General features: G+C 36.6%; 13 protein-coding genes. 3 read left to right on the top strand and 10 right to left on the bottom strand.

What is annotated here, in order from left to right; genetic code table 11:
- Positions 1 to 99: 99 nt before the first annotated feature.
- The 8 genes from yajC to PVV69_RS04900 all read right to left on the bottom strand — a co-directional run bounded on the left by yajC (position 100) and on the right by PVV69_RS04900 (position 7,128).
- Positions 100 to 546, bottom strand: coding sequence for a preprotein translocase subunit YajC (gene yajC, locus PVV69_RS04935; protein WP_273756688.1), 447 nt, complete (start codon positions 544 to 546; stop codon positions 100 to 102).
- 398 nt (positions 547 to 944) lie between these two features.
- Positions 945 to 2,117, bottom strand: a complete 1,173-nt coding sequence (locus PVV69_RS04930; protein ID WP_273756687.1) for a M23 family metallopeptidase — start codon at positions 2,115 to 2,117, stop codon at positions 945 to 947.
- 169 nt (positions 2,118 to 2,286) lie between these two features.
- Positions 2,287 to 2,946 (bottom strand): protein-L-isoaspartate(D-aspartate) O-methyltransferase, encoded by a 660-nt coding sequence (locus PVV69_RS04925; RefSeq protein ID WP_273720809.1) that lies wholly within the window; start codon positions 2,944 to 2,946, stop codon positions 2,287 to 2,289.
- Between the two features lie 133 nt (positions 2,947 to 3,079).
- Complete coding sequence (serS, locus tag PVV69_RS04920) at positions 3,080 to 4,357, bottom strand: serine--tRNA ligase (RefSeq protein ID WP_273720808.1); 1,278 nt, start codon at positions 4,355 to 4,357, stop codon at positions 3,080 to 3,082.
- Positions 4,358 to 4,417: 60 nt separating this feature from the next.
- On the bottom strand, positions 4,418 to 5,200 hold the full coding sequence (gene tatC / locus PVV69_RS04915) for a twin-arginine translocase subunit TatC (protein WP_273720807.1): 783 nt from the start codon (positions 5,198 to 5,200) through the stop codon (positions 4,418 to 4,420).
- Positions 5,197 to 5,637 (bottom strand): Sec-independent protein translocase protein TatB, encoded by a 441-nt coding sequence (tatB, locus tag PVV69_RS04910; protein ID WP_273756686.1) that lies wholly within the window; start codon positions 5,635 to 5,637, stop codon positions 5,197 to 5,199. The genes tatC and tatB overlap by 4 nt, the downstream gene beginning before the upstream one ends.
- 56 nt (positions 5,638 to 5,693) lie before the next feature.
- Positions 5,694 to 6,005, bottom strand: coding sequence for a twin-arginine translocase TatA/TatE family subunit (gene tatA / locus PVV69_RS04905; RefSeq protein ID WP_273720805.1), 312 nt, complete (start codon positions 6,003 to 6,005; stop codon positions 5,694 to 5,696).
- A 946-nt stretch (positions 6,006 to 6,951) separates the two neighbouring features.
- Positions 6,952 to 7,128, bottom strand: a complete 177-nt coding sequence (locus tag PVV69_RS04900) for a hypothetical protein (protein WP_273756685.1) — start codon at positions 7,126 to 7,128, stop codon at positions 6,952 to 6,954.
- 718 nt (positions 7,129 to 7,846) lie between these two features.
- Between PVV69_RS04900 and PVV69_RS04895 the strand changes: the two genes are divergently transcribed.
- The 3 genes from PVV69_RS04895 (at position 7,847) to pgsA (ending at position 11,730) form a co-directional block, all read left to right on the top strand.
- Positions 7,847 to 8,710 (top strand): 23S rRNA (adenine(2030)-N(6))-methyltransferase RlmJ, encoded by an 864-nt coding sequence (locus PVV69_RS04895; RefSeq protein WP_273756684.1) that lies wholly within the window; start codon positions 7,847 to 7,849, stop codon positions 8,708 to 8,710.
- Between the two features lie 391 nt (positions 8,711 to 9,101).
- The gene (gene uvrC / locus PVV69_RS04890) at positions 9,102 to 11,075 is read left to right on the top strand and encodes an excinuclease ABC subunit UvrC (RefSeq protein ID WP_273756683.1); all 1,974 of its coding nucleotides are present in this window, start codon (positions 9,102 to 9,104) and stop codon (positions 11,073 to 11,075) included.
- Positions 11,076 to 11,148: 73 nt separating this feature from the next.
- Positions 11,149 to 11,730: a CDP-diacylglycerol--glycerol-3-phosphate 3-phosphatidyltransferase gene (pgsA, locus tag PVV69_RS04885; protein WP_273720801.1), complete on the top strand. Its 582-nt coding sequence runs from the start codon at positions 11,149 to 11,151 to the stop codon at positions 11,728 to 11,730.
- A 97-nt stretch (positions 11,731 to 11,827) separates the two neighbouring features.
- Here pgsA and ndk read toward each other — a convergent pair whose 3' ends face one another.
- Together ndk and PVV69_RS04875 are read right to left on the bottom strand one after the other, a co-directional pair.
- Entirely contained in the window at positions 11,828 to 12,250 is a 423-nt protein-coding gene (gene ndk, locus PVV69_RS04880; protein ID WP_273756682.1) for a nucleoside-diphosphate kinase, read from the bottom strand.
- Between the two features lie 388 nt (positions 12,251 to 12,638).
- Positions 12,639 to 12,778: autotransporter outer membrane beta-barrel domain-containing protein (locus tag PVV69_RS04875; protein ID WP_273756717.1), on the bottom strand; the 140-nt coding region annotated here is incomplete at its 5' end.

The following is a 12,778-nucleotide window of genomic DNA, read 5'->3' as shown; positions in this document are numbered from 1 at the left end:
GACTACGAAACTGCCCATAAGCTGAATATTTTTTATACAGAAGTTATCCATTTTTATAAAAATACATTGTCAAATAACGTCATAAGCCGCAATTATATTTTAAGATTCACTTTCTTCTGATCCAGTTTTTTTCTCTTCAGTTACACTTACATTTTTCTTTGTTTTAGTCTTAGATTTTTGTGGTGTTTTTGGTTTAGTATTCAATTTTGATTTTTTTTCCGCAATGGGTTCTCCTTTAACACGTACATCAGTTAATGTGGAACGGATAACGCGAACACGCATGTCATCACCAATCTCAACCTCTAATTCACCACTCTCATGGTAAACTTTTGTAACCTTGCCGATAATACCACCGCCCGTTATAACGGTATCACCACGGCGCACAGCATCAAGCATTTCCTGACGCTTTTTCATTTGTAGACGCTGTGGACGAATCATAAAAAAATACATAATTACAAAAATTAAAATGAATGGAACAAAGCTAACAAGTGAGGTCCCATTGGAAACACCGCCTGCAACTTGAGCATAAGCGTTACTAATAAACATTTTGATCTCCTATAGATAAACTTCAGGTAATTCTCACTCCATAAAAATAGACTTTTGGCTCAGAAAAAAAGCTCTCCCAGAGGAATTGTCATACAAAGCGATAACGACACAATGTAACCATAGCTTTATAGAAAGGAAATAAATCCTTAAAAGACAGAAGGCAACGAGAAAAAACTTTTCAGAAACAGATTTATTTTCTTCCTTTATATATCATACGCATCCTCATTAACGGAAGAATTAACGATATAAATCAATTGCATTATCTTTTAGCAAACTAAACTAACGACTCTTCTTCAATATATGATTTTTATATAATTTTCCCATCAAAATACTATTTCGTTTAAGAAAAAGAATTATTCTGTTTTCAAACTACGTAAACCATAGATTTTCAAAATGAATTAGTTTTCTAAATATTTGCTAGGGTTGACAGGTAATGAATTCTTACGCACCTCAAAATAAACGCGTGGCGTTTTAACATTTCCTGAAACACCAGATTTAGCAATCTCATCTCCACGCCGTACTCTTTGGCCCTTGCTTACAACAAGTTTACTGTTACATCCATAAATAGTAATAATATTGTTTTCATGTCGAATCATAACAACATTGCCTAGCTCTTTTAACCCATCACTTGCATAGATAACGACACCATTTTCCGCCGCCTTTACCGATGAACCTTCAGGCACAGCAATATCTATCCCTCTATTCGTTGCCGTTCCTTTCTTCTGACCAAACTGACTTAATAAACGCCCCCTTACAGGCCAACGCATCTTAGAAATTCCAGTGGCTTGCGGAGTCACAATATTATCCGTATTTGTAACAGCATTTGACAAACTCGTCTCATGACTGAATTGCGCCATCTGTTTAAAAGATTTTTTCTCAATACTTGAATTGTTCATCCTTGCAGAAGGAGAAGTTGTGACCGGCGCTTTATATGTAGGTGGAACCTTTCTCTGTCTTGTAGAAGTCATAACTTGAGACTGATATGAAGATTCTGCTGCTGATATTCCCTTATCATCATTATAGGTGTTTGAAGTTGCTAGTGTGCGCTTTCTTGGAACCACGAGTACTTGACCAATATAAATGGAATTATTGCTTATACCATTTGCTAATTTCAATGCTTCAACACTCACTCCTATTTGCCGTGCAATGCTTAACAGTGTATCGCCACTTTGAACAATATAAGAGTTTCGCCGGAAGACCGGAGAATTATCCATTTGTGAACGAGAAAGAGTTCCAAGATTGCGTGGCGGTGTCCCCATAATCCGGCTATCAGGAGACGTCCCTCCTTGTTGTGGAGAATCATACCCAGTATCATCACCTGTCCATGAAACACCACTCTGATCTACCGGAGGCAAATCGGTGCTTTGTATCATGCTACCATAGGGTGACGCTTGCGGATCTGCAGACATAGGTGTAAATATATTCGGGTGTGGTGATCCTGCGCGATGAGAGAAAATATTTGTAAAGCGCTGCGTACCAGAACTACACCCCGCAAAAATCATTATCATCGCTAAAAAAGCTATTCTTTGAAAATAACCAAAAAAAATACTATCCAAAACCTTGAACCACATAGTTTTGCCCACTCGTCAATACTCAACTCACTCTATTAAAGCTTTTTAATATTACCTAAGAGTTAAAATTCGATATTTTATTCATAAATATCTTTATAATAAGATCAAAATGAATTTATCGTAAAATAAAAAGGGAAAAGAGTTTGCACAGTATCTTAAACCTAAAAAATTAAAGTATTTCTGCAAGGCCTTTAATAAAAGGCTGATAACGCACTTGAAACATTTCTAAACACTCAAATTGGCTACCAATTTTCCTATAACGTGTCATCGTTTGTACCCCTTCGTCAGGTCCTATAGCTTGAATAAGAATCCCATTTTCAGCTAAAAGATTGAGAAACTCTTGGGGTTCATCTGAACGTGATGGCCAAATAAGAATACGATCAAATGATCCTAAACTTGTACCTGTGCAACTGCCGTCTATCTGCCGTATAACAATATTTTCGAGCCCTAAACTTTGAAATCTCTGACCTGCCAAATCAACCAATGTTTTATAACGATCAATTGTTGTCACGCGGTCACTCAGACATGCCATAAGAGCCGTACAAAAACCAGATCCTGTACCAATTTCTAAAACACGATGTTTTTTCTTCAACGATAAAGCAAAAAGAATTAAAAGCTGTTCTTCTAAACGCTCAATATATTCACCACACTCAATAGGAATAATTTTATTATCATAAGCACTGTTGAACCAAGAAGAAGCAACAAATTGTTGACGCGGAATTTTCTCAAATGCCGAAAAAAAGCGAACATCATCAATTCCTTTGCTACGCATTTTCAGCACAAGGCTGGCCAATTCCTCACGAAATCGTAAAATACTCTTTTGCCCCATAATGTCAGTCGTTCTCCAATGAAGTGGTACCCTTACCGTACTTACAACTCATTTTTTAAAATGGCAAAGCCTTGTGTTTACACGTCATCATCCCTCAGCAAGAAACATAGAGTGGTTCTTTTTTGTTATAAAATTAAGCGGTAATACAACGTAAGCCTTTCATATAGGGCTGTAGAACATCTGGAACAATAATTGATCCATCAGCTTGCTGATAATTCTCCAAAACAGCGATAAGACAACGTCCAATAGCTGTACCAGAACCATTAAGACTATGCACAAAGTGCAATGTTTTATCGCCTTCTCTACGATAGCGCGCATTCATACGTCGCCCTTGAAAATCTCCACAAACTGAACAACTGGAAATTTCACGATAACATCCTTGTCCTGGAAGCCAAACTTCAATATCATAAGTTTTACGTGCAGCAAATCCCATATCACCTGTAGAAAGAACCACCGTGCGAAAAGGCAAATCGAGGCGTTTCAACACATCTTCTGCACACTCTGTCATACGTTCTAGTTCCATTAAAGACTGCTCTTCAGTGGTAATGGATACCATTTCTACCTTCCAAAACTGGTGCTGACGTAACATCCCACGCGTATCACGACCTGCCGCACCTGCCTCCGAGCGAAAACAGGGCGTTAAAGAAGAAAACCGCAGTGGTAAATCTGACATTTCAAGAATTTCATTGTTCACCAAATTGGTTAACGGCACTTCTGCTGTAGAAATAAGCCATCGACCGTCTGTTGTCCGAAACAGATCATCAGCAAATTTTGGTAGCTGGGCTGCTCCGTAAACAATCTCATCACGAACAAGGAGAGGTATTGAAACTTCTGTATAACCATGCTCCTCAACATGCACATCAAGCATAAATTGACCTAATGCGCGTTCAAGCCGCGCCAAAGCTCCTGAAAGGACTGTAAAGCGCGCCCCTGATAAACGGCTTGCTCGTTCAAAGTCCATCTGTTCGAGATTTTGACCAAGATCAAAATGCTCCTTTGGTGTAAAGTCAAATGTTGGAGGTGTAGAAAAATGTCGAATAACAACATTATCGCTTTCATCTTTACCTTTTGGAACATCATCCAATGGAATATTTGGAAGTGCTGAAAGAGCCTCCTCAATACTTTCAGTCAAGCGCTTTTCTTCCACTGTAGCAGAAGAAAGAAAGGCTTTAATCTCTTCAACCTCCGCTCTCAAACGTTCAGCCATTTCTTGATTACATGCTGCTAAAGCTTGTCCTATTTCTTTTGAAGCTGCATTACGACGCTCCTGCGCAGACTGCACTTTGGCAACATGTAACCTGCGTTCAAGATCAAGTTTTATTAATCTTTCTGCGTGCGGTTCAATGCCTCTATTTTCCAGTGCTTTATCTAATTTTTCAGGGTGTTCACGAATCCACTTAATATCAAGCATCAAAATTCCTCATTTACATCATTTCTATTCGTGCGCTATCACACAGGATATAAACTTCTCTTAAGAGATTTTTTTTCTCTTTTCTATACAGTAAGCAATTAAAATTGAAATCTCGTAAAGAGCTATCGTTGGTAAGGCTACTGCAAACATAGTAAAAAAATCTGATGGCGTTACTATCGCTGCAATTATAAAAGAGATAAGGATAGCCCACTTGCGTCTAGATACTAAACTATGAGAAGTTAAAAGTCCAACTTTCGTTAAAAGACTTGTCACAAGAGGTAATTGAAAAATCAAACCAAAAATGAGGATAAATGATATTATAAAGCTCAAATAGTCAGAAATACGGACGATAAACTCTATTCTTAAATGAACATCTGGAAGAAATTGCTGAGAAAGGCTAAACCAAAGCATTATTGGTGCTAACAGAGCATAAACAAATGCCCCTCCAATACAAAATAAAATCGGTCCGCCAATCAGAAATGGCAAAAAAGCCATACGCTCATTTTTATAAAGTCCTGGTGCGATAAAACTATAAAACTGAAAAGCTGTATAGGGAAAAGATAAAATAACTGCCCCAAAAGCCGCAAGTTTCATCTTTGCTAAAAAAGTTTCCCATACTTGTGTTGATTGCAAACGAATATTCTCAGGATTACCACCTGATATTTTCATTGCCCATTGATAAGGCCATATCAGAAAATTTAAAATGTAATCTTTGACAAGAAAACACAGAATAAAAGCTATCAAAAATGCAATAAGAGCAGCAATAATTCGCTGACGCAGTTCAATCAAATGTTCTAAAAGTGGAGCCATATTGTCATCAACTTCATCCTTCTTAATATTCATGACGCACCCTCTCTCTCTTTGGAAATTAAAGAAATATTTCCAGAACTATGAGAATCAACGGATGCGGTTAAATCTTCATTGGCTTTGTTTTGATCACATTTCAAAATTTCTTTCTCTTTTTTCAAATTATGGTGTGTCGTTTTTCCATCAAAATTATTGCGGATATTTTCCACTGCATCATGAATAGGATTAAAAGTCTCTGTCACCCTCCTGTTTAGATTAAGATCATTAATATCCGACAATGTCTTTTGTAACTCATCAAGCTCGGACTGTCTTATTGCATCATCAAACTGGTGACGAAATTCTTTTGCTGTTGAACGGACATAAGCTATTGCTCTTGCCATTGTTTTTAACATTTTAGGTAAATCTTTTGGTCCAACGACAACTATGAGAACAAGTAAGATCACGAGAAACTCTGGCCCATCAATCCCAAACATTGTTTATACTCGACTTTCTCATTCAAAAAGAATGTACAACTGCGATCACGTCTTTATCATTCTATATGCTGTTTTTTAGCGACAGATGTCTTTCCTCTTTGAGGGGAAGAAGAAGCTTTTTTACGCACTGCTGCACGCTTTACCGTTAATGGTTCAGATTGTTGAAACTCAACATCAATTGTTTTGGACGAATCTGCTATTTCATGCTTATCTTCGATAGCGTCCTCTTCTTCCCTCATATTTTTTTTGAAAGCTTTAATCCCCTTAGCAACATCACCCATTAATTCAGAAACCTTGCCACGCCCAAAAAGTACAAGGATAATTAACAAAATTACAATTAAGTGCGTTGGTGAAAAAATATTACCCATCACTTTCTCTCACTGCTTTTAAATTTGCGTTCATTTGTTTATGTTTATTCTGAAGAAATATATCAAATATACCCCTCTCTTACTTGTATATTTTCTTTTCCAGTTAAAGGCAATCGTACGCTATTTATTGTAAACTCACTTTTTAACCTCTCGTCCATTTTTCTTAATGTATTATCATGAACCTCATAAAGTTTAAATAATAAGCTGCTTTAAACAGAATTCAAAAGACTTGAAAACTCTTCTCTTAAAGCAACTTCATCCGATCTATCGGCGTAACAAAAACTTCTTGGAAGCATTCTATACACGCTCCAATGCTTTACCTTTTAAATGGTGTCATCCGTGCAATCATGCACATCTCTTGCAAACTACTATTACAATGAAGGGCACCATCACAACCTTCTGCAAAATTTTACGTGTTCAATCTGAAAATTTTTCGAAAATGTAATCCCTGAAAGAGCTTTGATTGATACATCATCTGACACTCAAAGACCGTAAAAGTCTATCTTCTCACAAAAAATGTTCTCAATAACTTTTTTATACAATATTGCCGAAACTCGATCGTCGATTGCTTCATAGATAATATATGTTACCATTGCAGTTGGTAAATCAGCAAAATTTTAAAAAAGCATAAAATCGTATTTTTCTAAGATATCAAGCGATACTCACTCAGAATGCGTATCAGAAAGTGTTCGTCCATGTCTCACGAATATGTTTCATCACCAGTAAAACACCCCTATCAATAAACCTTTGAGCTGTCGTACGTCCGTAAAGCTGTAACTGTTTCTTTTTCCTTTGGATAAGCACGTATCCCGATAATATTATGTGTTCCTCTTGTAGGAATATCTAAAACAGGAAAACAATGAGCATTCATGCCAAATTTTATTAAATCAAAAGCATGAAGTCGAGACAGAGCCCATGTGGCATGAATTACGTTCTTTTGATTTTTTTAATGTTGTAGCAGCTGGATAGTGAGGTAACAGATGGTGTATTCTTCCCTCTTTTGATCAATAAAAATATCATCCCGTCCACTTACCTCACGTAAAGAAGTGATAGGCGCCTTGATATCATCTGCTGCCCCTATATTGCGTGCGAACAGAATAACAGCCCAAGGTTTATGTTTCATAATGAAAGCTTCTCTTCATCTTTTACAAAAATACCGGAAATACCAACAATTATAGTTTTTATTTTGTTAAACACAGCTCATCTATCTCATATCAATTTTTAAAAGCTATATTTCAATATTATACATAACCTAATGATTTATCATACATACACGTGAAATTTGTGCTTTCACTCAATTAAATGCTGACAGGAGATATTTTTCTACATATTATAACCGTGTTTTTGCTTTTTTCTCAAAGATTTATAGTAATTTTATTAAAACACGTTAGTCGTATTTTATCAGGCATTTTAAATATATCAATTTTTAACTCGTTGATAAATTCATTGTTCAACGTAAAAACTTATCTTTAAAATTTTAGTGATTTCCATTGCTGCTTCAGCTCATTTGTATCCTCTCTGATTTTCTTTGTAAGACAGCAATAATAAAAAAAATTCCTTCACAAAAATAAAGAATAAATGCTTGAAGTCTTTTCTCTCTTTCTTTCCGTATTCTGACAAAAAATTCGAAACCTTGGTGATTAATCCCCCTTCATACAAATTGTATGGATTACCAAAATAGAAAACATAATTGTAAAGCTATAACATCTGCATTTTCTACTAGGTGCATATACGACTTTTCGATTGTTTGACCTCTACAAAAGGATTTTTGTTGATATAAAACCATTATTTTATGTTAATAGAGAAATTGAGTAAGCAGTCATATACGGTAGAATTTATTCATGAATTATCGGCATATTTATCATGCTGGCAATTTTGCTGATGTCTTTAAACACATTATTGTCACCCGCATTGTAGAATATCTCAAACGCAAAGAAAAAGCTTTTCGCGTTATAGATACCCATGCTGGAATTGGTATATATGATCTTTCTTCTGTACAAGCATACAAAACTGGAGAGTGGCGTGAAGGTGTACAACGGCTTTTATCAACTCCTATTCCAGAAGATTTAAAAACACTCCTTTCTCCATGGTATAATATTATTGATTTACTTAATGAAGGAGAAAAAGAACTTCTCTTCTATCCTGGATCTCCTTTTGTTATTCGCCAATTATTGCGTAAACAAGACCGACTTACCGCAATTGAACTCCATGATGAAGATTATCGTATTTTAGCAAAAAATTTTGCCGGTGATTATCAAACAAAAGTCTTGCATTTAGATGGTTGGCTTTCTTTAAATGCGCACTTGCCACCAAAGGAAAAACGTGGATTTATCCTTGTTGATCCTCCCTTTGAAAAAACTGGTGAATTTGCCCGTCTGATTAACGGATTGATAAAAGCATATCGTCGTTTTCCTAGAGGAATTTATGCTCTATGGTATCCAGTTAAATACGACAAAGAAATTGAAAATTTTCTTCATGCACTTTATCAAACGGGAATCCCAAAAATTTTACAACTCGAAATGCGTGTTCGAAAAAATTCAATCCCACCCACAATGAATGGAAGTGGGATAATTCTTATCAATCCTCCTTATCTTTTGGAAGAAGAAATGAAAAAACTAACCCCGTTTCTTATTCATCGTCTTGGACAAGATAAACATGCAAGGATAATTCATAATTGGATCCAAAAAGAACATTCATTATGTTAGGTCTTTCATCTAAATTCCGTTTTCAGTTAAAATTTTCTTGGTAAAAATCAAAGTTTTTGCACTGCTTAAAAATCTTGCAATACCAAGGATCTTGGTTTTCTTGACCTTTTGAACTATATTATCTCTTAGTATACATCATGGTTAGCAGTGGGAATTTCATTTTTTCAACAAAACCTGCTTTCATCACCGATAAATAGTGTTGGAAAGTTTGTAAAATTGTTTTTAAAAAAACGCCCTCTGTTTTGTTGAAAAGTGATTACTCCAAAATTAAATGGTCTCATGTCATAATACGTTATTTATAGGAAATAATAACTACCATTACATAAATAATAGTCTTTTATGAATAAAAACACTTCATAAAATAAATAGAAAATGTTTCCGGATAAACTGAATGGTTCTGAAAAACGACACAGCTTTTCTCCAAAATGAAAGAGAAAATCTCTCTTTTCTCTCACCCATTATGTGGGACAATGCCAACCAAGAAAATGATACAAACCAATTGAAAGGTGCCAAACTCATACAAGAGTTTGTCAAACATCTTCCTCATAAGCCAGGGGTTTATCGAATGGTTGATGACAATGGTGATATCCTCTATGTTGGCAAAGCACGTAATCTCAAAAAACGCGTTTCAAACTATACGCGAGAACAAGGGCACAATAACCGTATTGCCCGAATGATTCGTGCGACATCCCACATGGAATTTGTCGTTACCCATACGGAAACAGAAGCGCTGCTTCTAGAAGCTAATCTTATTAAAAGATTACATCCACGTTTTAATGTGTTACTGCGTGACGATAAAAGTTTTCCTTATATTATTATCACTGACGATCATCGCGCACCTGCACTTTACAAACATCGTGGTACCCGAACAAAAAAAGCCCATTATTTTGGTCCTTTTGCCTCGTCAAGTGCAGTAACACAAACAATCAATGTTTTACAACGCGCTTTTTTACTACGAACCTGTAGCGATTCGGTTTATGAAAACCGTACACGCCCCTGTTTGCTTTATCAAATTAAGCGATGTTCTGCACCCTGTACAGATGAAATTCGTATTGGTGATTACACTGTGCTGGTGAGAGAAGCAAAAGCTTTTCTCTCAGGAAAAAGCCAATCTGTTAAAAGTCATATGGTTCAAGCTATGCATCAAGCTGCAGAAAACCTTGATTTTGAACAAGCTGCTACCTATCGTGATCGCTTATCGGCTCTCTCTTACATACAAAGCCATCAAGGTATTAACCCTCAAACAATACAAGAAGCAGATGTCTTTGCAATTGCACAACGAGAAGGAGTGACCTGCATCCAAGTGTTCTTTTTCCGCATGGGACAAAATTGGGGAAACAGAGCCTATTTTCCTAAAGCAGATTCCTCTTTTTCTCGTTCTGAAATCTTAGAGAGTTTTCTTGCCCAATTCTACGATGATAAGCCACTTCCAAAACTGATCCTTTTATCTGAAGCAATCGAAGAACAAGCACTTCTTATGGAGGCATTCAGTCTCAAAGCAAATCGTAAAGTAATACTCTCTTTACCTAAAAAAGGTGAACGAAAAACTCTTATTCATCACGCTTCTATCAATGCTCATGAAGCACTTGGACGCAAACTTGCTGAAACAGCTACACAGACAAAATTGCTTCAGGGACTTGCCGAAATATTCCAAATGTCTCATACTCCCCGCCGTATAGAAGTCTATGACAATTCCCATATGATGGGAACAAATGCGATAGGTGCAATGATCGTTGCAGATCACAAAGGATTTATTAAAAATCAATATCGCAAATTCAATATTCGCTCGACCAATATCACACCTGGTGATGATTTTGCTATGATGAAAGAAGTCATTAAACGAAGATTTTCACGTCTTCTCAAAGAGCATGATCTGCCTCATACAGGCAAGCAAAGCGATGATTCTTCTCCTCTTTGGCCTGATCTTATCCTCATTGATGGTGGTGAGGGACAAATTAATAGTGTGCATACAATACTCTCTGAATTAAAAATAGGCGACCTCATCACCGTTGTTGGAATAGCCAAAGGTGTAGACCGTAACGCTGGACGTGAGCGGTTTTTTATCAAGGGCAAAACACCCTTTACACTACCTCTACGTGACCCTATCCTTTATTTTTTGCAACGTCTACGCGACGAAGCACACCGTTTCGCAATTGGAACGCACAGAGCAAAACGAAAAAGAGCGACATTCAAAAACCCGCTTGATGAAATTGAAAATATCGGTCCAACAAGAAAGCGTGCATTGCTGCATCATTTTGGAAGTGCCAAAGCCGTAGCCGATGCTTCACTCGAAGACTTAACAAAAGTAATGGGAATTTCGGCCACCATTGCAAAAAAAGTTTATAACTATTTTAATGAAAAATAGGCTTGTTTCATAATATTCGCCTTGTTACCTTTATAAAATAAATCATATCTTACAAAGAATTGAAAATTGCTCTATGAAAAATCATACTTTTTCTTTTCCAAATATTCTCACTTATGCACGGATCATCGCTGTGCCAATGGTTGTTGCTTGCTTTTTTTTAGAAGGAAGGTTGCAATCAAGCGATATTGCACGTTGGACTTCTGTTTCTATTTTTGTTATTGCCTCTATTACTGACTTTCTTGATGGCTATCTTGCTCGGATTTGGGAACAGACATCCAATATTGGTCGCATGTTAGATCCCATTGCAGATAAGCTTCTCGTCTCTGCCTGTCTGCTATTGCTAGCCGCAGATAGTACGATTGCTGGATGGACATTATGGGCAGCGATTATTATTCTTTGTCGAGAAATTCTTGTATCAGGATTACGTGAATATTTGGCGGAATTGAAAGTGAGTGTTCCTGTTTCTCGTCTTGCTAAATGGAAAACTTTTGTACAAATGATAGCTATCGTTCTTCTCTTAGCAGGACCAGCTGGTAATAAAGTTCTCCCCTACACAGTAGAATTTGGCATTACTATGCTATGGATTTCTGCTCTTCTCACATTGTGGACAGGGTGGGATTATTTTCGTGCAGGCTTAAAACACGTTATCACATAAAAAAACAGTCCGTACCACATACCGCAAATAATCTACAAGCTTCATAAAAAGAATCCCGAAACAGTCTATTTCGGGATTTTCTATTTTTATGCTTTTATTAACCCACAATTTCCAATTCTGAAAACCAAAAGGCAATTTCTACTTTTGCGGTTTCAGGACTATCTGAACCATGAACAGAATTTTCTCCAATAGACAAAGCATGGACTTTACGAATTGTTCCTTCTTGTGCATCCGCAGGATTTGTAGTGCCCATTATTTCACGGTTTTTAGCTATTGCATTTTCACCTTCTAAAACTTGCACAACTGTTGGACCAGAAGACATAAACTCAACCAATTCACTAAAAAATGGGCGTTCCCTATGAATAGCATAAAATCCTTCCGCTTCACGCCGACTCATCCATACACGTTTAGATGCAACAACGCGCAGTCCTGCATCTTCAAGCATTTTTGTAATTGCTCCTGTCAAATTACGACGCGTTGCATCTGGTTTAATCATCGAAAAAGTACGTTCTACAGCCATTTGACCACCTTTATATAACATTATCTGGCTGTTCTATAACGAGCAAGAAGCTCTTTGCCAAGAGACTGTAGAAAAATCTTCATAGCAAATTTCAAAAACCTGTATTGGCTTGTGTGAATTTCAGTCAAGAATAGAAACATTTGTGGTACCTAATCTTTTTATAACAGTACCACTGCTCTTCTTATCATTTTGGATTGTTGGCATAATCTTAAATGCTTCTCTCTAAAATTATCATTGAATAAGGGGAAAAATATAAGAAAAAACAACACATGATAGAGATATATAGTTTTTATAAAAAGGTTAACCTCCTTGAAAAATGATACCTCAACACCGCGCATCCCCCTCCCCCATACACATACAAAGAAAAATCTAAAAAATAAGCAGAACTTTAGAAGCTGTAGCGTAATCCTAACATCCCCTGAAAGGACTGGTTTGTCTTACGTCCTTTGACATAATGTGCCTGTGCATAAAGCTTTAAGTGATCACTGACTAAACTGCTTAAACCAATTCCTAATTTCCCTGCATTAC

This window comes from Bartonella sp. MM73XJBT (genome assembly GCF_028618465.1).
Lineage (GTDB): Bacteria > Pseudomonadota > Alphaproteobacteria > Rhizobiales > Rhizobiaceae > Bartonella.
The sequence above is the reverse complement of the archived record's forward strand: the minus strand, read 5'-3'. Positions and strand labels throughout refer to the sequence as shown.